Below are 22,247 nucleotides of genomic sequence, written 5' to 3'. Positions count from 1 at the left end.
CCCGCTTACTGCGCCCCGGGCACATGCCCACCGGGGACCCTTGGCCGCGGAGTACTGGCCGACAGGTCCAGGTTGGGGTTGTAGAAAGGATCGCCCTCCAGGCGGTATGGCGCGTATTTGAGCGCGGACTGCTGGAAATCGACTTCCGGCACATGGGGGCTGCGGGTTTTGCTCTCGAGATGCAGGAGCCTTGCCGCCGGCAGGTAGACGTTGAGCAGGCCTTGCTTGTGCGCGCGGATGCCCAATTCGACATCGCTGCCGCAGATTTCAAAGGCTTCATCGAACCCGCCCAGGGCATCGAAACGCGCGGTCGCCACGGCCACACAGGCGCCGGTATTGGCCAGGACATTGCGCGGCACGACACTGGACACGAAGGGCGTCGGGTAATGCTGAACCGGTTCGCCCTTGAAGACATGGTCGGCCCAGCCCCCCATGCCCACCACCACGCCAGCATGCTGAATGGTGCGATCGGGGTACAGGAGCAGGGCACCGACGGTGGCCACGTCGGGCAAGAGCGCATATTCGACCAGGCGCACCAGCCAATCGGGGGTGATGATTTCGGTGTCGTTGTTCAGGAAGACCAGCACTTGCCCGCGCGCGTGGCTGCGGCCAATGTTGTTGAGTCGGGACCAGTTGAAGGGAATGTCGGCGGCAATGACGCGTACGCGTGCGTCCTGGGTCAGGCGCTGGAAACAGGCCTGGGTTTCTGGTTCGGTGGAGCCATTGTCGAGCACCAGGATCTCGTATGCGATCCCGGTGGTGTGGCGATGGATACTTTGGATACAGGCGTCCAGCAGATCGGTCTTGTCACGCGTGGGGATGATGATGCTGGCCACGGTGCCCGCCGGCACGCGGAACCTCGGTTGGTACACAAAGGCGTGGTCGCCGTCATCGACCCGGTCAAACTGCTCCCCATATCGGCTGGCTAAGTGGCGTGCCACGGCTTGCCTGCCCGCCAGATGTGCGTAAGGCTTGGACTGCGGACTGGCGGAGGTGGAGGCGGCATGGATGCGCCAGTGGTAGAGCACTTCGGGAATGTGCTCGATCTTGGCGCCCTGCGCGGCCAACCGCAAGACGAGGTCGTGGTCTTGGCTGCCCTGGCTTCCCTCCAGAAGCCCTCCCAGTCGCTCCAGCCACGCCCGGCGCACGCACATGATGTGCCCCACATAGTTTTGCGCCCATTGCAACGTGGGGGACCACTGGGGTTTGAAAAGCGGCAGGCAGCGCCTGCCCTGCTCATCGAGCTTGTCCTCGTCGGAGTAGATGAAGTCTGGAGCCGACGGCGCATTGATGGCCTGCGCCAGCCGCAGCAGGGCCTGCGGCGCGAGGACGTCATCGTGATCGAGGAACACGACAAACTCGCCCTGGGCCAGCGCGAGGGCATCGTTCGTGGCGTGGACGATGTGGCCCGCCGTCTCGCGGCGCGTCACTTTGATTTTGTCGCTTTGATCTTGCAGCGTTTGCAGCCGCTGCCGCGTGTCCGCCCGGCTGGAGGCGTCGTCGCAGATGCAAAGCTCCCAATGCCCGTACCACTGGCCTTGCACGGAATCGACGGCCGCCTGCAAAAAATGAGGGGGGGTGTCATGCACCGGCATGACGATGGAAATCAGCGGCCGGCGCGGCAGCTCGTTGATCAGCATGCCGGCCCGCGCATGCAGCCCCTGCAGCTGCGAGGCTTCCGCCTTCAGCCATTGCCCATAGGCCGTCTTGACGCCGCCAGACTGGGCGCGGCGCCACCGAGCCGCCAGTTTCCGGACCACTGCGCGGGGCCCGGTCCTGCAGGCACGCAGAACCTGGGCCAGCTTGCGCAGGGGCACCGTGAGCCTCCATGAGCGCGAGGCTTGCATGCCTTGCGCCGTGGCTTGCCATTGCGCCGCTGCGGTACGGGCCGAATCCAACTCCAGCCGCAGCGCATCGACTTGCTCCAGCCAGCCCAGCTTTTGGCGCTCCAACTGCTGGCGCGCATGCTCGTGGCGAATGAAGCGCGCCAGGTAATGCAGTCGATCAAGCGCATGTTCCGGTAGCGCCTGCCCCGCCGCGGCCCATTTTTTCTGGTAGGTGCGCAGCACGTGGTAAGCCTCTGCGTGGTTGCGCAGCGCACCGCCCAGGATGGTGTTGCGCCCATGCAGGCGATATTCCAGCAGGGCCTGGTCATGCAGGAATTGGAACGCCCGTGGCTGCTCCATGGCGACCCGCAGCGCGTAGTCCCAGTCCGGCACGTAACGCAGACGCTTGAAAGGCCCCAGCCGCTGCCAAAGCGTGCGGGACATGAAAAAATTGGACGTGGAAACCGTGAAGTTGCCCCACAGCAGCGTCTGAAGCGCGGGATTCACGCCACTGGACTGCGCGGCCCGCCAGCGCTGCAAGATGTCACCGTACATGGCATTCCACCAGTACGACTCGGGGAAAAAGTTGCCGTCGCCATCGATCAGGCGCAAGCCTGTGACGATGAAAACCTCATCGGCAGCCGCCTGCGCGGTATCCACCAAACGCTGCAGGCGCTCGGGCGCGTAGCAATCATCCGAATTCAGGATCGCGAGATAAGGGGTCCGGGCCATTGCCAGGCCCCGGTTCAGGGTGGCGTGCGAGCCGGCATTGGCCTGGGTCAACAGGCGAATGCGGGGATCACTGTGTTGTGCCGCGTAGGCCTGCAAGACAGCCCAGGTATCGTCGGTGGAACCATCGTCGATCACGATGAGTTCCCAGCGGGTGAAGGTTTGGGCGCGGACACTGTCCATCGCTTCAACCACATACTTGGCGTGGTTGTAGGCAGGCAGGATCACCGTCACCAGGGCAACTGAATCCGCATCTTCGGGACTGATGGCTGTCATTAACTTAGATAATTTTCAATGGAATGATTCGAAACACCCTCAGCCTCAGCGCTCCGCAATACCGCCGGCACGCCCCATGAGGCCATGCAGCAGGCCACGGGTTATTTTCTCCAGGTGCCGCAGCCTGGGTGCGGTGACCAGCACATGAAAACCCATCTTGAGCAGCAACCGCCAGGCAGACACCAATTTCCAATTCAATGGCACCCATGGCTCGCGATAAAGCAGCATGGCGTTTCGCGCATGGAAGTAATGCCGCAGGGGTGAGTGGCTGAGGTACTCACGCCCCAAAAAACGCACGGGCTTGTCGCCCAGCTGATGTTCCAGATGCGCCGCGCAGACACCGTACATGCGGTAACCGGCATGGCGTGCACGCAAGCACCATTCGACATCGACAAAGTCGATGAAAAAATCCTCACGCATGGCGCCCACATGGTCCAACACGCCCATGGGAATGAGACAACCCGAAGCGATGAGATGATCGACCTCCACCGCCTCGCCACCATCGAAGCAGTTCAGCCAGATCCTTCTCAGGCCGACGGTACGGACGAACGGGCTTTTGTTTTTGTCTCTGCGCGCATCGGTGTAATGGGGACCTACGGCACCCGCATGCGGCCATGCCTCGAGCGCGCGGAGCAACTGGGCAACCATATTCTGCGCTGGAATACTGTCATGATCCATGAGCAGCACGTGGCTGCCTCCCATGGACCTTGCCCATTCGATACCGCGATTCTGTGCATGGGCAATGCCCATGTTCTGTCCCAGGGCGATGCAATGCACCTGGCACGCAGGCCACTTTCCAGCCCAATCCAGAACCTCCGCTCCGGGACTGTTGTCCACCACTACGATGGAATGCACTTGTGGCAACAACGCGGCAAACTGCTCATGCAGTTTTTCCAGGTTGGGGCGATAGGCCACCACAACCGCTATGATTTTCGACATGCAGGCCATTGGCGTTCTTATCGTCGAGAGAACCTGACGTAAAGACCTTCGTCAACCCTGCCACCGGCCGAACCGCCGGCGATACAGACCGCCGCCCGATTCACGCGGGCAACTCTGCCTGCTGCAGCAGTTTGCCCGCACCGTCCTTTGCGGACAATGTGGGACGCATTCCCAGATCAGGCCAAGCGATGGCCAATGTTGGATCGTTCCACGCGATGCAGCGCTCGTACTGGGGCGCATAGTAATCGGTGGTTTTGTACAAGAAGTCGGCCGTATCACTGAGCACCACGAAACCGTGGGCAAAACCGGGCGGCACCCAGAGCTGGCGGTGGTTCTCGGCACTCAACTCGACACCGACCCATTGGCCGAATGTCGCAGAAGATTTTCGAATGTCCACGGCAACGTCGAACACCGCCCCCTGCACCACGCGCACCAGCTTGCCTTGGGGTTGTTGAATTTGATAATGCAGGCCACGCAGCACCCCTTTCGTGCTGCGGCTGTGATTGTCTTGCACAAAATGATGGTTGGTACCCGTGACCTCGTTGAAGGCGCGCTGGTTGAAGCTCTCGAAAAAAAATCCGCGTGCGTCGCCGAACACTTTAGGCTCGATCAGCACGACATCAGGAATGGCGAGGCGGGTAGCTTGCATAGGGAGCTCAATAGATTTTTTCGTTCAAAATGCGCATCAGATACTTCCCATAACCATTCTTGGTCAATGGCTGTGCCAAGCGCTCCAGTTGCGCGGCATCGACCCACCGATGGCGCCACGCGATTTCCTCGGGGCAGGCGATTTTCAATCCTTGCCGATTCTCAAGCGTGGCGATGAACTGACCCGCCTCGAGCAGGCTTTCATGCGTGCCGGTGTCCAGCCAGGCATAGCCGCGGCCCATGATTTCCACCTGCAACAGGCCTTGTTCGAGGTACAGCCGGTTCAGGTCGGTGATCTCCAGCTCGCCGCGCGGCGAGGGCTGGAGGCCCTTGGCCAGCTCCACCACCTGCGCGTCGTAGAAGTACAGGCCGGTGACGGCGTAGTTGGACTTGGGGGCCTGCGGCTTTTCTTCGAGCGACAGCACCCTGCCCTGGGCGTCGAACTCGGCCACGCCGTAGCGCTCGGGGTCGTGCACGTGGTAGGCAAAGACGCTGGCGCCCTCGGTGCGGGCGTTGGCATTGGCCAGCAGCTCATGGAAGTCGTGGCCGTAAAAAATGTTGTCGCCCAGCACCAGGGCGCTGGGCGCGCCATTCAGGAACCGCTCGCCGATCAGGAAGGCCTGGGCCAGGCCGTCGGGGCTGGGCTGCACGGCATATTGCAGGTTGAGGCCCCATTGGCTGCCGTCACCCAGCAGTTGCTCGAACCGCGGGGTGTCCTGCGGCGTGCTGATGATGAGGATGTCGCGGATGCCCGCCAGCATCAGCGTGCTGAGCGGGTAGTAGATCATGGGCTTGTCGTACACCGGCAGCAGTTGCTTGCTGATGGCCAGCGTGGCCGGGTGCAGACGGGTGCCGGAGCCGCCGGCGAGGATGATGCCTTTGCGTGTCGTCATGGGGCGTTTCACAAGATTTCGGTCAGCATGCGCGCCACGCCCTGCTGCCAGGACGGCAGGGTGAGGCCGAAGGTGTCGCGCAGCCGGGCGGTGTCCAGGCGCGAATTGTGGGGGCGCGCGGCCGGCGTGGGGAAGGCGCTGGTGGGCACGGGCGCGATCTCTTTCGCTTTGATTTCGATAGCTGCCTGGACTTGCGCGGCGTGCTCCAGCACGTATTTGGCATACGCATGCCAGGTGGTCTCGCCCGCCGCCACGCAGTGGTACAGGCCACCGTCCTCGGGGCGGCGTTGCAGCTGGCGGATGGCGTGGGCGGTCACGTCGGCCAGCAGGTCGGCGCCGGTGGGGGCGCCCCATTGGTCGTCGATGACGGTCAGGCGTTCACGCTCCTGCGCGAGGCGCAGCATGGTTTTGGCGAAGTTGCCGCCGCGCGCGGCATAGACCCAGCTGGTGCGCAGGATGAGATGCCGGCAGCCCGATTGCTGGATGAGCCGCTCGCCCTCGAGCTTGGTGGCGCCATAGACGGACAGCGGCGCGGGCGCGTCGGTTTCCACCCAGGGCGTGTCGCCGCTGCCGTCGAACACGTAGTCGGTGCTGTAGTGGACGAGCAAGGCGCCCAGGCGCTCGGCTTCCTGGGCCAGCACGCCGGGGGTGGCGGCGTTGAGCAGGCGCGCGCGCTCGGGTTCGCTCTCGGCCTTGTCCACGGCGGTGTGGGCGGCGGCGTTGACGATCACCTGGGGGCGCAGGGCGCGCACGGCCTGCGCCACGGCCTGGGGCTGTGTGAAGTCCGCCTCGTCATGGCCCAGCGCGGTGACCGGCCCCAGCACGGAAAGGCTGCGCTGCAGTTCCCAGCCAACCTGGCCGTTCTTGCCAAGGAGCAGGATGTTCATGCGGCCTCGTACTGCTTTGCCACCCAGTCGCGATAGGCGCCGCTTTGCACCTGCTGCACCCATTGCGGGTTGTCCAGGTACCACTGCACGGTCTTGCGGATGCCGGTCTCGAACGTCTCGGCCGGCTTCCAGCCCAGTTCGCGCTCGAGCTTGCGCGCGTCGATGGCGTAGCGCCGGTCGTGGCCAGGGCGGTCGGTCACGTAGGTGATCTGCGTCGTGTAGCTCTGGCCGTCGCTGCGCGGGCGCAACTCGTCCAGCAGGGCGCACACGGTGTTGACGATGTCGATGTTGGGCTTTTCGTTCCAGCCGCCTACGTTGTAGGTCTCGCCCAGCCGGCCCGCCTGCAGCACGCGCCGGATGGCGCTGCAATGGTCCTTGACGTACAGCCAGTCCCGGATCTGCATGCCGTCGCCATACACGGGCAGGCTCTTGCCGGCCAGGGCGTTGACGATCATCAGCGGGATGAGCTTTTCCGGAAAGTGCAGCGGGCCGTAGTTGTTGCTGCAGTTGGTGGTGAGTACCGGCAGGCCGTAGGTGTGGTGCCAGGCGCGTACCAAGTGGTCACTGGCCGCCTTGCTGGCGGAGTACGGGCTGTTGGGCTCGTAGTTGTGCTCTTCGGTGAAGGCCGCAGCAGCCGGCGCCAGACTGCCATAGACTTCGTCGGTGCTCACGTGCAGGAAGCGGAATGCTTCTTTTTGTGTAGCTGGCAGCGCTTGCCAGTAGTGCCTGACGGCCTCCAAAAGCCTGAAGGTGCCGACGACGTTGGTCTGGATGAAGTCCTCGGGGCCGTGGATGGAGCGGTCTACGTGGGATTCGGCGGCGAAGTTGATCACGGCGCGTGGCTGGTGCTCGGCCAGCAGGCGATCCAGCAGCGCGCGGTCACCGATGTCGCCCTGCACGAACACGTGACGGCCATCGCCCTGCAGGCTGTCCAGGTTGTGCAGGTTGCCCGCGTAGGTGAGCTTGTCCAGGTTCACCACCGGCTCGTCACCGACAGCCAGCCAGTCGAGCACAAAGTTGGCGCCAATGAAACCTGCGCCGCCTGTTACCAGAATCATGGGTGGAAATCCTTCGCCAGAACCGTCTGCAGACCGGACTGCCTGCGGGGACAAAGCCTTGGATTATCCCATCGGCATGCACATGCCTGTAACAAACTCCCGTGACGGGATTTAGGGCGCTGCACCTACATGCGCACGCTGGAGGGCGCCCACAATCACCATTCAGGCCAATGCACAAGGAGTCTCCTATGCCCCACGTTCCTCCCGACGACGACACCGACCCCGCGCGCGAATTCCCACGCATGGCCCGGGAGTCCGCACAGCAAATCTGGCTGGCTGGCCTGGGCGCCTTTGCCAAGGCCCAGGCCGAGGGCGGCAAGGTCTTTGAGGCCCTGGTGCGCGAGGGCATGGCACTGCAGCGCAAAACCCAGGACACCGCCCAGGAGCATTGGGGCGAGGCCGCGCAGCGCATGGGGCAGATGGCCTCGGGACTGGGCGAGCGCGCCGCCGGCCAGTGGGACCGGCTGGAGGGCATCTTCGAGGAGCGCGTGTCCAAAGCCCTGCAGCGCCTCGGCGTACCCACCGCGCAGGAAGTGCAGGCCCTGCACGAGCGCATCGACGCCCTCACGCAGGAATTGCAAGCGTTGCAGGAGCGCCAAGCCGACCGCGATGGCATGACAACCGCGCCGCCGCCGTCGCGCCCATCCACCCGCGAGGGTTGAACGACCCTCCGCATCAACCCGGCTGTGCACCCGCGGGCGACTGGAGTAGATTTCCGGAGCACGACAACGCCCCCGATGGGAGGAGACAGCCCATGGCGAAGAAAGCTCCCCGCCGCACCGCCGAGCGCATCCTGGAGTCCAGCCTGGCGCTGTTCAACCGCTTTGGCGAGCCCAACGTCTCCACCACGGCCATCGCCGCGGACCTGCACATCAGCGCAGGCAACCTCTATTACCACTACCCCGCCAAGGACGAGATCGTCAACGCGCTCTTCGCGCGCTACGACGAAGCGCTGAGCGGCCTGCTGCACGCGGGTGCGGACGTGCAGGACGTGGAGGACGCGTGGTTCTTCATGCACACGCTGTTCGAGCTGATCTGGCAGTACCGCTTCTTCTACCGCGACCTGAACAACCTGCTGTCGTGCAACCGCCGGCTGGAAGAGCAGTTCCCCGTGCTGCTACAGGCCAAGACCGCCGCCATGCACGATCTCCTGCAGGCACTGCGGCGCCGTGGCGCCTTGCAGATGGAACCGGCGGACGCCATGCAGCCTACCGCGACCAGCATGGTGGTGGTGCTGACCTACTGGCTCAGCTTCGAGTATGTGCGGGCCCCGCGCCAGGCGCTGGAACCCGAGAGCGCGCAGGCTGCGCTGCTGCACGGCGCGCGGCATGTGCTGGGGCTGCTCATGCCCTACCTGGAGCCCACCCAGCGTGCGCACCTGGCGCGGCTGGTCGGGGCCTACGACCAGGCCGCTTAACACCCGCGCTGGCGGGCCGTGTCAGGCCGGCAGCTCGGCAAACCGGCGCGCCGCGATCTCCAGCAGGCCGTCAAAGATCAGGTTTTCCACCAACTCGAACGGGCGCGTCATGCTTGGCGCCATCTTCCAGCCCGCGCCACCGGTCATCATGCAGGCGGGTTCCTGCCCGCAGTGCTGCCGCAGGTGCTGGTACATGCGCTCCACCGCGCCGGCGATGGCATAGGTGCCGCCGCTGGTCAGCGCATCGCTGGTGTTGGATGGGAACAGGCGCACCTCGCCCGTGGGCACGTGCAGCCCCGCGGTGCCGGACTCCAGCGCGCGCAGCATGATGCCGTGGCCGGGCAGGATCAGGCCGCCCAGGAAGCGGCCCTCCGCGTCCAGGGCCTCCACCGTCACGGCGGTGCCCACCATCACCACGATCAGCGGCCGCGCGGGCCCCTGGGCCAGCAGGCGGTGGCGCGCACCGATCATGGCCACCCAGCGGTCCGCGCCCAGGCGCGTGGGATGGTCGTAGCCGTTGATGACGCCGGCTTCCTGCGCGGACGGCACCACCCAGCGCGCGGGCACGTCCCACAGCTCCATCTGCTCGGCCACGCGGCGCTTGACCGCGTCGCCCGCCACCACGCAGCCCAGCATATGCCGGGGCGCGGGCAGGTGGGACCACGGGCCCTCGGCCAGGCGTTCGATATGGTCCAGGAATTCAGCGCCATGGGCCAGCAGGCTGGCACCGGGCTGCGCTGCGTCGAACAACGCCCACTTGAGACGGGTGTTGCCCGCGTCGATGGCCAGGAAAGTCATGGCGCGGATTATCCGTTTTTTGCCTTTGCCTCCCGCAGAGCGCCGTAAATGCACGCGCGGCCGCCGGCGCGGGCGTTTTTCCGACATGGCGGTGCCGGACAGTACGGCTATAGTGGTCCCGACCGTTTCTGCAACCCCCAGAAGGAGAGAAAGCCATGGGTCTTTTCAGTTTCATCAAGGAAGCCGGCGAGAAGCTGTTTGGCGGCAAGGACGCGCAGGCTTCCACAGCCGCCGCGCCCACGCAGGCCGAGCTCAACGACAAGGCGGGCAAGGCCATCGAGGCCTACATCGCGTCGCAGAACCTGGGCGTGAGCGACGTGCAAGTCCACTTCGAAGGCCCCGAGGGCAAGGTGACGGTGAAGGGCACCGCACCTACGCAGGCGGCCAAGGAAAAGGTCACCCTGTGCTGCGGCAACGTGGCCAGCGTGACCAGCGTGGACAACCAGATGAGCGTGACCAACCCCGAGCCCGAAGCGCAGTACCACGACGTGGTGCGCGGCGACACGCTGAGCGCCATCGCCAAGAAGTTCTATGGCGACGCCAACAAGTACCCGGTGATCTTCGAGGCCAACAAGCCCATGCTGACCCACCCCGACAAGATCTACCCCGGCCAGAAGCTGCGCATTCCGCCGCTGGCCAAGTAAGCCCCGGCAATCTCAAGCCAAAACGGCTGCCAGCGCTTGCCCATCAAGCGCTGGCAGCTATTTTTTTGAGAGCAAAAAACTCCAGCAACCCGCTCAGCCCTGCCGCCACGGCAGGCCGCGAAAGCGCCAGCCGCTGCGCCGGTTGCGCTGGCCGTTCTCGTCCGGCTCGCCCTCGAAGCCTTCCAGGATGTTGTAGGCCGTGATGCCCAGCTCGGTCGCGCGCCGCGCCGCGGCCACCGAGCGCACGCCGCTGCGGCACAACAGCACCGCCGTGCCGCCGGGCGGCACTGCCGCGCGCAACTGCGCGTCAAAATCGGCATTGGGCTGCATGCCGGGCCATTGCTTCCAGGCCGCGGCCACGGCGCCGGGCACGAAGCCCACCCAGTCGCGCTCGGCATCGGTGCGCACGTCCACCAGCACCGCCTGGCCGGCGCGCACCCATTGCCACGCCAGCGGCGGGCTCACGTCGCCGGCGTAGCCCTCGGCGGGCAGGGGTTGCTCAGAAGCGTGGAGGTCGGGCGTGGGCGTGTTCATGGCGGCCATTCTGGCAGACCATGGCCGCCGCGCGCCCATCAGTCCCAGGGCGGCGCGGGCTGCTCGCGCAGGCTGCGGCGCAGCGCGGCGTAGTCGGGCACCACGGTGGCCACGGTGTCCCAGAAGCGCGGGCTGTGGTCCATCACGCGCAGGTGCGACAGCTCGTGCGCGACCACGTAGTCGATGATGGCCGGGCGGTAGTGCATGAGCCGCCAGTTCAGCCGGATGGAGCCGTCGGCCCGCGCGCTGCCCCAGCGGGTGTTGGCGCTGGACAGGCGCAGCCGCGTCCAGCGCACATCCAGCAGCGGCGCGAAGTGGTGCAGCCGCTCGGTGAAGCAGCGGCGCGCATCGCGCATCAGCCAGGCCTGCACCGCGTCGCGCACCTGGGCGGGCGCGGCGCTGCGCGCCAGGGCGATGTGCAGCGCGCGACCGGTTGCGCCGCCCTGCTCCTCGAGCGCTCCACCGCGCGCGGCGAAGCCGTGCGTGGGGTCCAGCACCACGGTGAGCGGCTCGCCCAGGTAGGGCAGCACGGCGCCGTCGCCCCAGACGATGCGCGCACGCTCTTCCTGCTGGCGGCGCGCCTGCTGCTCGCCAAGCTTGCGCAGGATCCACGGCGCCTTGTCGCGCAGCGCGGCATCCACGCCCGCCAGCGTGACCCAGGAGGGCGCGCGCACGGACAGGCCTTCGGGCCCCACGGTGAAGCCGATGGAGCGCCGGCGCGCACGCTGCAGCGCATAGGCCACCACCGCGTCGCCCAGCAGCACCTCGCGGCTGGCCGCCGGGTGGCGGAACACGGCGGGCGTGAGCAGATCGCCCAGCGGTGGCGCTGGCGCTACTAATAAAGGAGCATCTGGCGCTTGCTGGACGGGCGCTATCGCCCGTTTCGGCTGTGGCACCCCGGAATCCGGGCTGCTCCCGCCGCCCAGGAAGTCCAGCGCCAGCTGCACCAACCGCTGCATGTCAGCCGGCGGCGGGGGGGTAGGCGTCGGGGTCCAGGCGGCGCATCTCGCCCTCGATCCAGGCCTCGACCTCGCGCATCAGCTCGTCAGGCTTGCGCCCCTCGGTGGGGATGGGCCGGCCGACGGACACGTGCACCACCCCCGGGCGCTTGATGAAGGCCTTGCGCGGCCAGACCGTGGCCGAGGTCACGGCGATCGGCACCACGGGCACGCCGGCGTCGATGGCCAGGCGCGTGCCGCCGCTCTTGTACTCGCCCTTGGCGCCGCGCTCGACGCGCGTGCCCTCGGGAAACATGATGACCCAGGTGCCCTTGGACAGCAGGCGGCGGCCCTGCTGCAGCACCTTGGCAAAGGCGCGGGCGCGCTGGCCACGGTCGATGTGGATCATGTCCAGGCTGCCGATGGACCAGCCGAAAAACGGCACCGAGAGCAGTTCCTTCTTGAACACGTAGGCCAGCGGGTGCGGCATGATCGCCGGCATCAGGAAGGTCTCGTAGGTGGACTGGTGCTTGACCAGCAGCACCGCGCCCTGCTGCTCGCCCTGGGGCAGGTGCTCCATGCCGGTGATCTGCGTGCGGATGCCCAGCAGCCAGCGCGCCGAGTCGATGCACAGCTTCAGCCAGGCGCGCGCCACGCGGTAGCGCGCCGCCGGGCTGCCGCCCAGCACACGCACCAGCAGGATGCCCAGGGTGTAGGGGACTACGGTGACGACCATCACCAGCAGATGAAGAATGGAGCGGATCAGTGCCATGAAGCAGTTTTCAGTGTTTTTTGGCCTCTAGCGCCCATGCAGTAAGCGCCAGCAGCTATCAATTCAATAGTTTTCGCATCACAGGGCCACGGGCAGGCTGGCGCCGTTCTGCGGGGCGATGAAATCCGCCAGCGCGCCCAGGCTGGCATGGGCGCGCGTGCCGGCGGGCCAGCCGGGCGGCAGGCTCTGGCGCGGGTCCAGGTGGGCCGAGCGACCGGTGCAGACCATGTGCAGTTGCGCGCCCAGCTCGCTCGCCGCCTGCAGGTGGGCCGCACTGCTGCCCGCCACCAGAATTTCCTGCCCCTCCGCGCCGTAGCGATCGCGGATCTGCTCCATCAGGCCCGGAGCGGGCTTGCGGCAGTGGCATTGCTCGCTCTCGGTGTGAGGGCAGTAGAACACCGCGTCGATGCGCCCACCCAGCGTGGCCAGCTGCCGGTGCATCTTCGCGTGGATGGCCACCAGGGTCTGCGCATCGAAGAGGCCGCGGCCCAGGCCCGGCTGGTTGGTGGCCACCACCACATGCCAGCCCGCGTGGTTCAGCCGCGCCACGGCCTCCAGCGCGCCAGGCACCGGCACCCATTCGTCGGGCGAAGCGATGAAGCCATCGCCCAGCGCGTTGAGCGTTCCGTCTCGGTCCAGGATGGCGAGTTTCATGGCGCGATTATCAAAGCAACGCTGCCGCGCCGCCCGCGTCCGCCGTCACCGGCGTAACGGTCCAGGCCCCACAGCCGCGCACGGTCACACCGCCAGGCGCGAGAGGTCGGCCACGCGGTTCATCGCCATGTGCAGCTTCTTGAGCAGGCCCTGGCGGTTCAGGCGCAACGCCAGCTCCTCGGCATTGACCATCACGTCGTCGAAGAACGCGTCCACGGGCGCGCGCAGCACGGCCAGGGTTTGCAGGCTGGCGGTGTAGTCGCCACTGTCGAACTGGGCGTTGGCCTCGGGCACGAAGCGCTGCAGCGCGGCGTACAGGTCCTTCTCGGCGGGCTCTTGCAGTAGTTCCTCATTCACGTGCGGATCCACCTCACCAGCCTTCTTGAGGATGTTGGTCACGCGCTTGTTGGCCGCGGCCAGCGCGGGCGCTTCTTCCAGTTGGGTGAAAGCACGCACGGCCTCCAACTGGCGGGGCACCAGGGCCAGGCGCTGCGGGCGCAGGGCGATGACGGCGTCCACCTCCTGGGCGCTGTATCCCTGCTCGCGCAGGGAGCCAGCCAGGCGGTCGTAGATGAAGTCGGCCAACTGGGCGCTGGTGTCCTCGATCTTGTCGCCGAAGGCCGGCACCGCGCTGGCCAGCAGCGCATCCAGATCCAGCGGCAACTCCTTCTCGACCAGCATGCGGATCACGCCCAGCGCATGGCGGCGCAGCGCAAACGGGTCGCGGTCGCCCGTGGGCAGGTTGCCGATGCCGAACATGCCCACCAGCGTCTCCAGCTTGTCGGCCAGCGCGACGACCACGCCCACGTTCTCGCGCGGCAGCGCGTCGCCGGCAAAGCGGGGCTTGTAATGGTCCTCGATGGCGTGCGCCACCTCGTCGGGCAGGCCGTCGCTCACCGCGTAGTAGCCGCCCATGATGCCCTGCAGCTCGGGGAACTCGCCCACCATGTCGGTGACCAGGTCGGTCTTGGCCAGCAGCGCGGCGTTGTCCACGCAGGTCAGCAGATAGTCCTGGGCGATCTCGCCTTCCTGGGAGTCCAGCGCCGCGTTGCCTTGCGCAAGCGCCGTGAACAGCTGCGTGGCGATGGCCTTGGCGATATGGCGCACGCGCTCCACACGTTCGCCCTGCGTGCCCAGCTTGTTGTGGTAGACCACCTTGGCCAGTTGCTCCACGCGGCTGACCAGGGTCTTCTTGCGGTCCTGGTCGAAGAAGAACTTGGCGTCCGCCAGGCGCGGGCGCACCACGCGCTCGTTGCCCTGGATGACGGCGCTGGCGTCCTGCGGGCTGATGTTGCTCACCACCAGGAACTGGTGGGTGAGCTTGCCCTCGGCATCCAGCAGCGGGAAGTACTTCTGGTTGGCCTTCATGGTGAGGATCAGGCACTCCTGCGGCACGGCGAGGAACTCCTTCTCGAATTCGCAGACCAGCACATTGGGGCGCTCGACCAGCGCCGTTACTTCGTCCAGCAGGGCGGCGTCTTCGATCGGCCGCACGCCACCGCCTACACGGTCGGCGGCCGCCTGCAGCTGGCGCGCGATCTCGGCGCGGCGCTCGGCAAAGCTAGCAATCACCGCGCCTTCGCTGCGCAGTTGCTCGGCGTAGCTGTCGGCGCTCTGGATCACGACCGGGTCCACGGAGGCCTCGAAGCGGTGGCCGTGCGTGGTGTTGCCGGCCGTCAGGCCCAGGGCCTGCACGCCGACGAGCACCTGCGTGCCGTGGAGCGCCACCAGGCCGTGGGCCGGGCGCACGAAATGCACGCTGGTCCAACCGTCCTGCAGCTGGTAGCGCATCACCTTCGGGATCGGCAGCTTGGCAATGGCCTCGTCCAGCGCCTTCTGCAGGCCGTCGGCCAGCAGCGCGCCCTTGGCCATGCTTTCAAAGAACAGCACCTCGGCCTTGCCGTCGTGCACGCGCTTGAGCTGCGGCACGCTGGCGGCGTCGGCGCCCAGCGCGGTCAGCTTCTTGAGCAGCGCCGGCGTGGGCTGGCCGCTCGCATCCAGACCCACGGCCACGGGCATGAGCTTTTGCGACACCGCCTTGTCGGCCGCGGCGGGCAGCACTTCGGTGATGTGCGCCGCCAGCCGGCGCGGCGAGGCAAAGGCGGTGAGCTGCGAATGTGCCGAGGTCAGGCCCTGCGCCTGCAGTTGCTCCAGCAGCACGCCCGCGAAGGCATCGCCGAGCTTTTGCAGGGCCTTCGGGGGCAGTTCTTCGACAAACAGTTCGACAAGAAGATTCTGGTGATTCATGGTGTGTTTCTCGCTGCGCGGCGCGTGCGCTCAGGCGGCCTTCTTGTTCTGTTGTTCCGCGGCCTTGGCCAGCTCGGCCAGCACCTCGTCGGCATGCGCCTTGGGCGCCATGGGGAAGCCCAGGCGCGCACGGCTGTCCAGGTAGGCCTTGGCCACGGCGCGCGCCAGGTTGCGGATGCGGCCGATGTAGGCGGCGCGCTCGGTCACGGAGATCGCCCCGCGCGCATCCAGCAGGTTGAACGTGTGCGCCGCCTTGAGCACCTGCTCGTAGGCCGGCAGCGCGAGCTGCTCGCCCATCAGGTGGTTGGCCTGCTTCTCATGGGCGCCGAAGGCGGTGAAGAGGAACTCGGCGTCGGAATGCTCGAAGTTGTAGGTGGACTGCTCCACCTCGTTCTGGTGGTACACGTCGCCATAGGTCAATTTCGCGCCATTCGGGCCCTCGGTCCAGGTCAGGTTGTAGACGTTGTCCACGCCCTGCAGGTACATGGCCAGGCGCTCCAGGCCATAGGTGATCTCGCCCGTGGCGGGCTTGCAGTCGATGCCGCCGACCTGCTGGAAATAGGTGAACTGCGTCACCTCCATGCCGTTGAGCCACACCTCCCAGCCCAGGCCCCAGGCGCCCAGCGTGGGGTTCTCCCAGTCGTCCTCGACGAAGCGGATGTCGTTCTTCTTGAGGTCAAAGCCCAAGGCTTCGAGCGAGCCCAGGTACAGCTCCAGGATGTTGTCGGGCGCGGGCTTGAGCACCACCTGGTACTGGTAGTAATGCTGCAGGCGGTTGGGGTTCTCGCCATAGCGGCCGTCCTTGGGGCGGCGGCTGGGCTGCACGTAGGCGGCCTTCCAGGGCTCCGGGCCCAGAGCTCTCAAAAACGTAGCTGTATGCGACGTACCGGCGCCCACTTCCATGTCATAGGGCTGCAAGAGTGCGCAACCCTGGTCGGCCCAGTAGGACTGCAGTTTGAGGATGATTTGTTGGAATGTCAGCATGGCTGTGTGTCTGAGAGAGCGGGCGCGCTCGCACGCGCGAACCGGCAATTTTAGGCGTCCAAGCAAAACGGGGGCCGCAGCCCCCGTCGCACCTGGCCCGAGGCCGTCACTGGCCTTGCCAGCGGCGCAGCACCAGGCTGGCGTTGGTGCCGCCAAAGCCGAAGCTGTTGGACAGCACGTGGGTCAACTGCGCGTCGCGCGTGTGGGTCACCAGCGGCATGGAGCCCAGCAGCGGGTCGGGTGTCTCCACGTTGGCCGAACCGGCGATGAAGCCCTTGTTCAGCATGATCAGGCAGTAGATCGCTTCCTGCACGCCGGTGGCGCCCAGCGAATGGCCGGTGAGCGACTTGGTGCTGGAGAACGGCGGCACGGCCTCGCCGAACACCGCCTGCATCGCACGCACTTCCTGCATGTCGCCCACAGGCGTGGAGGTGCCATGGGTGTTGATGTAGTCGATGGGTGCGCCCAGTCCTTCCATGGCCTGCTGCATGCAGGCGATGGCGCCGTCGCCCGACGGGGCCACCATGTCCTCACCGTCGCTCGTGGCGCCGAAGCCCACGACCTCACCCAGGATGGTGGCGCCGCGTGCCAGTGCATGCTCCAGGCTTTCCAGCACCACGGCACCACCGCCGCCGGCGATCACGAAGCCGTCGCGGTTGGCGTCATAGGCGCGCGAGGCCTTCTCGGGCGTGGCGTTGTACTTGCTGGACATGGCGCCCATGCCGTCGAACAGCAGCGACATGCCCCAGGACAGCTCTTCGCCGCCGCCGGCGAACATCACGTCTTGCAGGCCCCAGGCGATCTGCTGCGCAGCGGCGCCGATGCAGTGCGCCGAGGTGGAGCAGGCCGAGGTAATGGAATAGTTGATGCCCTTGACCTTGAAGTTGGTCGCGAGGCACGCGGACACGGTGGAGCTCATGCAGCGCGTAACCTGGTAGGGTCCCACGCGGCGGATGCCCTTTTCGCGCAGCGTGTCGGCCGCCTCGATCTGGTTGGCGGGAGAGCCGCCGCCCGAGCCCATGATGAGGCCGGTGCGCGGGTGGCTGACCTGTTCGGGGGTGAGGCCGGCCTGCTGGATGGCGTCTTCCAGGGCAATCTGCGCATAGGCCGCGGCGTCGCCCATGAAGCGCAGCTGCTTGCGGTCGATGCGCGCCTCGACGTCGATCTCAGGCACGCCCGCCACCTGGCTGCGCAGGCCCAGCTCGGTGAACTGGGGCACGGCCTTGATGCCGGAGCGGCTGGCGCGCAGCGCCTCCTCCACGGTCTGCAGATCGTTGCCAATGCACGAGACGATGCCCGCGCCCGTGATCACCACCCGTTTCTTGGTCATGCTGCGCTTCCCTGTGCGTCGCCTTCGCGCAGGAACAGACCCACGCGCAGGTCGTTGGCCACGTAAATCTCTTTGCCGTCGGCCAGCAGTCGCGCATCGCCGATGGCCATGTTGAGTTTGCGCTTGATGACGCGCTTGAGGTCGATTTCGTAGGTCACGAGCTTTACGTCCGGGCCCACCTCGCCGGTGAACTTGACCTCGCCCGCGCCCAGCGCGCGGCCACGGCCCGGCAGGCGCAGCCAGGTGAGATAGAAGCCGATGAGCTGCCACATGGCATCCAGCCCCAGGCAGCCGGGCATGACCGGGTCGCCCTGGAAATGGCAGGCGAAGAACCACAGGTCGGGCTTGACGTCGAGTTCGGCCACGATCCTTCCCAGGCCATGCGCGCCGCCGTCGGTGTCGATGTGCGTGATGCGATCGAACATCAGCATGGGGGGCAGGGGCAGGCGCCCGCTGTCCGGACCGAACAACCGGCCCTCGCCCGAGGCGATGAGTTGTTCGTACGAGAAGGAATCAGCCATTGTCAATCGTGCTCCAGACGGCCCGTGCCGTCGCGGTAGGTGGTTGTCGTTGATGCAAAAAATCAGCGCGCGGCCCGCGGCCACGGGCGGCGAAGGCCCTCTATTATCCAGGCTCGCGCGCGCTCTGGCCTGTAACCGTGCCCCGGGAAAGCCCGCTGGCTACCGCGCCGGGATGATCTGGATCAATTTCCAGCCCGCGCCCGCCCTGTGCGCCCGCGCAGGCACCAGGCCAGCCCCGCCACTGCAAACCCGAGCGCCCACAGGGGCCAAAGCCCCCAGCGCGCCACCCACCGGGCGTACGGCGTGGCGGCGCCACCACGCCCCTGCACCTGGGCGCGCAGCACGCCGCGCTGATAAGCCGGCATGCGGTGCGTGACCTGCCCGCGGTGGTCGATCACCGCCGTGGCGCCGGTGTTGGTGGCACGCACCATGGGACGCTCGAACTCCAGCGCGCGCAGACGGCTGATGGCCAGGTGCTGGTCCACCGCCACGGTGTTGCCGAACCAGCCGATGTTGCTCAGGTTCACGAGGATGGTGGGGCTGCTCGCCGGGTCGAGAAAGCGCACGCCGATCTCCTCGCCGAACAAGTCTTCGTAGCAGATATTGGGCGCTATGCGCTCGCCGGCCCACGCCAGCGACGGCTGACCCACCGCGCCGCGGTTGAAGTCGCCCAGGGGGATGTTCATCATCTCGGTGAACCAGCGGAAGAACGGCGGGATGAACTCGCCGAACGGCACCAGGTGGTGCTTGTCGTAGCGGTAGGGCTGCGGCTGCTCTGGCGCAAAGCCCAGCACCGAGTTGGTATAGCCCTCTTCCAGGCTGCCCAGCGGGATGCCCAGCAGCAGCGCCTGGCCGCCTGCGGCATAGCGCTCGGCCATGCCCTCCAAATAGCCGGGCACCAGCTGCTGCGGCAGCAGGGGGATGGCCGTCTCGGGCGCCACCACCAGGCTGGCCTTGGCCGCGTGGATCTGGTCGTAATACCACTGCAGCGCCATCGGCACGCCACTGCCGGGCTGGAACTTCTCGTCCTGCGGGATGTTGCCCTGCAGCAGCGCCAGCGACAGCGGCGCATGCACGGGCGGCGGGGCACCGCAGCCCTCGACGGCGCAGTGGCGCTGCCAGGCGGCCCCTGCCCCCACGGCCGTGAGCGCGAGGACCAGCGCCCAGGCACGTGCGTTGCGCAGGTCGGCGCGGCGCGCCTGCGCCAGCAACATGGCCAAGAGCGCCGCCGCGGCACCGATGCCGTACACGCCCACGCTGCGCGCCAGCGCGGCCAGGGGCCCCTGCACATGCGCGTAGCCGCCCGCGCCCCACGGAAAGCCGGTCCACCATTGGCCGCGTGCCAATTCCGCCAATAACCACAGCGCAGCAAAAACGATAGCTGCCAGCGCTCTATGGACGGGCGCTAGAGCCCAAAAACATGCAGAAACCGCTGCGTAATAACTGCCGAGGAACGCCGCCAACCCCAGCACCGCCAGCACGGCCAGCAGCGCGGCCAGTCCCCCATACGTGTGCATGGAGATGAACAGCCACCAGAACGTGCCCGCGAGCCACGCCGTGGCGAACACCCAGCCCAGCAGGCCGGCCCGGCGCGTACCGCCGGCGCCCAGCAGCACATGCGCCCACAAGGCCAGCGACAGGATCTGCAGCCACCACAGCGGCTGTCCGCCCCAGGGCCAGGCCAGCGATGCGGCCTGCGCCAGCCCGGCCACCAGTGCCAGCACCCAGGGCAACGGGCCGCGGCGCGGTGCGTGCGCGGCCAGGGGCGGTGCGACGGCCATCAGCGTTCGGACTCGGGCGTGGCCGCCGCCGGTGCGACCTTGAACCAGCGCACCGACCCGCCCTTGGTGTGCATCACCACAAACTGCAGGCCGCCGAGCACCACGGACTCTCCCTTGCGCGGCATGCGGCCCAGCTCGTGCGCGATCAGGCCGCCGATGGTGTCAAAGCTCTCTTCGGGGTCGCTGCCCTGCAGCGCCACGCCGAAGGCCTCGGCCACGCGCTCCACGGGCGTGTCGCCGCTCACGCGGAAGGTGCGGTCGGCCAGGCCGAAGATGTCGCCCTCGTCCTCGGGGATGTCGAACTCGTCCTCGATCTCGCCCACGATCTGCTCGATCACGTCCTCGAACGTCACCAGACCGGCGATGCGGCCGAACTCGTCGATGGCGATGGCCATGTGGTTGCGCGTGTTGCGAAACTCACGCCCCAGGTCATGCAGGCCCTTGCTCTCGGGCACGAACAGCGCCGGGCGCACCAGCGTGCGCACGTTCAGCCCCGGCGAGCGCCAGAGCTTGAGCAGATCCTTGGCCAGCAGGATGCCGATGATGTTGTCGCGCTCGCCCTGGTACACCGGAAAGCGCGAGTGCGCGGTGTGCAGCACCTGGTGCATGAGCTCGTCCACCGGCGCGTCGATGTCCAGCATGTCCATGCGTGGCGCGGGCACCAGCACGTCGCCCGCAGTCATCTCGGCCATGCGCAGCACGCGCTCCAGCATCACCCGCGCATCGGCGTTGATGACGTCGTTGTCCTCGGCCTCGGCCAGCGTGGCGATGAGCTCGGCCGTCGAGTCCGGCCCGGGGTTGATGAACTCGACGAGGCGCTGCAGGAACGTGCGCTTGTCCTCCTTGTCGGAGGCGCGCGCAGGGTGGGGGTCGGACACGGGAACGGGTGCAGGTTGTGCAGGGAGTGGATCAGCCCCCAAGGATAGCGGATCGCCCCGCGCACCCGCGGGGCACGCCGGGGGCGCGCCTGCCTACTCGGCGGCCTGGTGGCGGCCGTCGCGCACGCCCTGGCGGATTTCCTGCAGGTCGGCCAGGAAGCGCCAGAACTGCCGCGCCTGCTTCTTGAGCTGGTAGTCCACTTCGCCGAAATGCTCGGCCATGATCTCGGACACGCGCGTGTCGAAGCGCGCGGGCGGCAGCTGCAAGTACGCCTCGGACTCGGATCCGTCGCGGCGCACCGTGGCGCCGGCATTGCGCGCGATCTTGAGCATGGCCGTGTTCTCGGTGAGCGCGTGGATGAACATCATGCTCACGCCGCGGTTGCGCGCCAGCATCACCGCGCGCTCGAACAGCCGCGCGCCGTAGCCGCGCCCGCGCGCCGTGGCCGAGACCGAGACGCCGAACTCGGCGCAGCTTTCGTACTCACCCGATGGCGCAAACGCCACATGGGCCATGGCGATCAACTCCAGGCGGCGGTTGAAGATGCCGAACACCTCGTCGCGCGAGAAGTCCAGCAACTCGGCGTAGCGGCGCACCTGGTCGTCGTTGGCGGCGTAGCCAAAGCGCAGGTAGCGGTCGCGCGGCTCCAGGCGCAGCAGGTGGGCGGCAATGCGCTCGCGGTGCTGCGGGCCGAGCGAACGGATGGGCACCATCACAGTGTTCATGGCAAAACCTCGGTGGAAGCGTCCCTCGGCGGTGGGGCGCAGCATTTGTCGCCCTGCATTCCAGGAAGCGCGAAGCCAGTCTTTGGTTGAAAGCATGATGCGGCCGATTCTAGGGTTTTCCCTAGGAATCTGGGGCGCATATGCTGCAATGCAACAAAAAAGTGGGGGAAATCAGATCCAAGGGAAAAATGGCCTCTAGCCCTTACCCAGTAAGCGCAAGCAGCTATCAATACAGGACTTCCTCTGTCCGCCACGCGACTGCCGTGCCTTTTTTATCTACACCGGCAGGGCGGTAGTGGCCTTGACCCGGTCCAGCACGAAGCTGGTCTTGCAGTCCTGCACGCTGGGGTGCTTGAGCAGCGTGTCCATGATGAAGCGGCTGTAGTGCGCCATGTCGGCCACCACCACGCGCAGCAGGTAGTCCATCTCGCCGGTGAGCGACGCGCACTCCACCACCTCGGGCCAGGTCTGCACGCTGGCGCGGAACAGGTCCATCGGGTTGCGCTTGTGGCTCTCGGTGTGCTTTTCCAGGCGCACGTTCAGGTAGGCGGTCAGTCCCAGGCCCACGCGCTCGGGGCGTACCAGTGCCACGTAGCGGTCAATCACGCCCTCTTCCTCCAGCCGCTTGGCGCGGCGCAACACGGCGCTGGGCGACAGGCCCACCTGTTCGCCGATCACGTCATAGGTCTCGCGGCCGTTGTCCTGCAGGCGGCGCAGGATGGCACGGTCCAGCTTGTCGAGGGCGGGGGTGCGTTCGCTCATGGCGG

22 protein-coding genes are annotated in these 22,247 nt (G+C 66.8%); 3 read left to right on the top strand and 19 right to left on the bottom strand.

Annotation, left to right across the window (positions count from 1 at the left end; translation table 11 throughout):
* Positions 1-5: 5 nt before the first annotated feature.
* The 6 genes from BV908_RS15145 to rfbB form a co-directional block, all read right to left on the bottom strand.
* Positions 6-2,831: a glycosyltransferase gene (locus BV908_RS15145; RefSeq protein WP_103738555.1), complete on the bottom strand. Its 2,826-nt coding sequence runs from the start codon at positions 2,829-2,831 to the stop codon at positions 6-8.
* A 45-nt stretch (positions 2,832-2,876) separates the two neighbouring features.
* Positions 2,877-3,770 carry a glycosyltransferase family 2 protein gene (locus BV908_RS15140; protein WP_246867520.1) on the bottom strand — a complete coding sequence of 298 codons (894 nt, stop codon included), beginning with the start codon at positions 3,768-3,770 and terminating at the stop codon, positions 2,877-2,879.
* A gap of 100 nt (positions 3,771-3,870) precedes the next feature.
* A complete protein-coding gene (rfbC, locus tag BV908_RS15135) occupies positions 3,871-4,419 on the bottom strand; it encodes a dTDP-4-dehydrorhamnose 3,5-epimerase (RefSeq protein WP_011803999.1) in 549 nt (182 codons plus the stop codon).
* Between the two features lie 7 nt (positions 4,420-4,426).
* The gene (gene rfbA / locus BV908_RS15130; protein WP_011803998.1) at positions 4,427-5,311 is read right to left on the bottom strand and encodes a glucose-1-phosphate thymidylyltransferase RfbA; all 885 of its coding nucleotides are present in this window, start codon (positions 5,309-5,311) and stop codon (positions 4,427-4,429) included.
* An 8-nt stretch (positions 5,312-5,319) separates the two neighbouring features.
* Positions 5,320-6,198 (bottom strand): dTDP-4-dehydrorhamnose reductase, encoded by an 879-nt coding sequence (rfbD, locus tag BV908_RS15125; RefSeq protein WP_011803997.1) that lies wholly within the window; start codon positions 6,196-6,198, stop codon positions 5,320-5,322.
* Positions 6,195-7,256 (bottom strand): dTDP-glucose 4,6-dehydratase, encoded by a 1,062-nt coding sequence (gene rfbB / locus BV908_RS15120; RefSeq protein WP_103738553.1) that lies wholly within the window; start codon positions 7,254-7,256, stop codon positions 6,195-6,197. Before rfbB ends, rfbD begins: the two co-directional genes overlap by 4 nt.
* A gap of 188 nt (positions 7,257-7,444) precedes the next feature.
* Here rfbB and BV908_RS15115 point away from each other — a divergent pair, with 188 nt between their 5' ends.
* Together BV908_RS15115 and BV908_RS15110 are read left to right on the top strand one after the other, a co-directional pair.
* The gene (locus BV908_RS15115; protein WP_103738552.1) at positions 7,445-7,918 is read left to right on the top strand and encodes a phasin family protein; all 474 of its coding nucleotides are present in this window, start codon (positions 7,445-7,447) and stop codon (positions 7,916-7,918) included.
* 92 nt (positions 7,919-8,010) lie between these two features.
* A complete protein-coding gene (locus BV908_RS15110; RefSeq protein ID WP_012655573.1) occupies positions 8,011-8,673 on the top strand; it encodes a TetR/AcrR family transcriptional regulator in 663 nt (220 codons plus the stop codon).
* A gap of 21 nt (positions 8,674-8,694) precedes the next feature.
* Here the strand turns inward: BV908_RS15110 and BV908_RS15105 are convergent, their stop codons facing one another.
* Positions 8,695-9,471, bottom strand: coding sequence for a type III pantothenate kinase (locus tag BV908_RS15105; RefSeq protein WP_103738551.1), 777 nt, complete (start codon positions 9,469-9,471; stop codon positions 8,695-8,697).
* Positions 9,472-9,626: 155 nt separating this feature from the next.
* Here BV908_RS15105 and lysM point away from each other — a divergent pair, with 155 nt between their 5' ends.
* Entirely contained in the window at positions 9,627-10,115 is a 489-nt protein-coding gene (lysM, locus tag BV908_RS15100; RefSeq protein WP_047350082.1) for a peptidoglycan-binding protein LysM, read from the top strand.
* A gap of 93 nt (positions 10,116-10,208) precedes the next feature.
* Here lysM and BV908_RS15095 read toward each other — a convergent pair whose 3' ends face one another.
* From BV908_RS15095 to BV908_RS15040, 12 genes are all read right to left on the bottom strand, one after another.
* Complete coding sequence (locus BV908_RS15095; RefSeq protein ID WP_041836166.1) at positions 10,209-10,649, bottom strand: rhodanese-like domain-containing protein; 441 nt, start codon at positions 10,647-10,649, stop codon at positions 10,209-10,211.
* Between the two features lie 38 nt (positions 10,650-10,687).
* Positions 10,688-11,608, bottom strand: coding sequence for a SprT family zinc-dependent metalloprotease (locus BV908_RS15090; RefSeq protein WP_103738550.1), 921 nt, complete (start codon positions 11,606-11,608; stop codon positions 10,688-10,690).
* A gap of 1 nt (position 11,609) precedes the next feature.
* Entirely contained in the window at positions 11,610-12,359 is a 750-nt protein-coding gene (locus tag BV908_RS15085) for a lysophospholipid acyltransferase family protein (RefSeq protein ID WP_103738549.1), read from the bottom strand.
* Positions 12,360-12,437: 78 nt separating this feature from the next.
* The gene (gmhB, locus tag BV908_RS15080; protein ID WP_012655568.1) at positions 12,438-13,013 is read right to left on the bottom strand and encodes a D-glycero-beta-D-manno-heptose 1,7-bisphosphate 7-phosphatase; all 576 of its coding nucleotides are present in this window, start codon (positions 13,011-13,013) and stop codon (positions 12,438-12,440) included.
* Between the two features lie 84 nt (positions 13,014-13,097).
* Complete coding sequence (gene glyS, locus BV908_RS15075; RefSeq protein ID WP_103738548.1) at positions 13,098-15,260, bottom strand: glycine--tRNA ligase subunit beta; 2,163 nt, start codon at positions 15,258-15,260, stop codon at positions 13,098-13,100.
* 30 nt (positions 15,261-15,290) lie between these two features.
* On the bottom strand, positions 15,291-16,244 hold the full coding sequence (gene glyQ / locus BV908_RS15070; RefSeq protein ID WP_011803986.1) for a glycine--tRNA ligase subunit alpha: 954 nt from the start codon (positions 16,242-16,244) through the stop codon (positions 15,291-15,293).
* A 106-nt stretch (positions 16,245-16,350) separates the two neighbouring features.
* Positions 16,351-17,574: a beta-ketoacyl-ACP synthase I gene (gene fabB, locus BV908_RS15065; RefSeq protein WP_103738547.1), complete on the bottom strand. Its 1,224-nt coding sequence runs from the start codon at positions 17,572-17,574 to the stop codon at positions 16,351-16,353.
* The gene (gene fabA, locus BV908_RS15060) at positions 17,571-18,095 is read right to left on the bottom strand and encodes a 3-hydroxyacyl-[acyl-carrier-protein] dehydratase FabA (RefSeq protein ID WP_047350077.1); all 525 of its coding nucleotides are present in this window, start codon (positions 18,093-18,095) and stop codon (positions 17,571-17,573) included. Before fabA ends, fabB begins: the two co-directional genes overlap by 4 nt.
* Before the next feature lie 182 nt (positions 18,096-18,277).
* Complete coding sequence (gene lnt, locus BV908_RS15055) at positions 18,278-19,876, bottom strand: apolipoprotein N-acyltransferase (protein ID WP_103738546.1); 1,599 nt, start codon at positions 19,874-19,876, stop codon at positions 18,278-18,280.
* Positions 19,876-20,754 carry a transporter associated domain-containing protein gene (locus BV908_RS15050; RefSeq protein ID WP_103738545.1) on the bottom strand — a complete coding sequence of 293 codons (879 nt, stop codon included), beginning with the start codon at positions 20,752-20,754 and terminating at the stop codon, positions 19,876-19,878. Before BV908_RS15050 ends, lnt begins: the two co-directional genes overlap by 1 nt.
* A gap of 93 nt (positions 20,755-20,847) precedes the next feature.
* Positions 20,848-21,576 (bottom strand): GNAT family N-acetyltransferase, encoded by a 729-nt coding sequence (locus BV908_RS15045; RefSeq protein WP_041835865.1) that lies wholly within the window; start codon positions 21,574-21,576, stop codon positions 20,848-20,850.
* Between the two features lie 180 nt (positions 21,577-21,756).
* A complete protein-coding gene (locus BV908_RS15040; protein ID WP_011803980.1) occupies positions 21,757-22,242 on the bottom strand; it encodes an Lrp/AsnC family transcriptional regulator in 486 nt (161 codons plus the stop codon).
* Positions 22,243-22,247: the final 5 nt, after the last annotated feature.

It is taken from the genome of Diaphorobacter sp. LR2014-1, from assembly GCF_002916785.1.
In the GTDB taxonomy this organism is placed as follows: Bacteria; Pseudomonadota; Gammaproteobacteria; order Burkholderiales; family Burkholderiaceae_C; genus Diaphorobacter; species Diaphorobacter nitroreducens.
The sequence above is the reverse complement of the archived record's forward strand: the minus strand, read 5'-3'. Positions and strand labels throughout refer to the sequence as shown.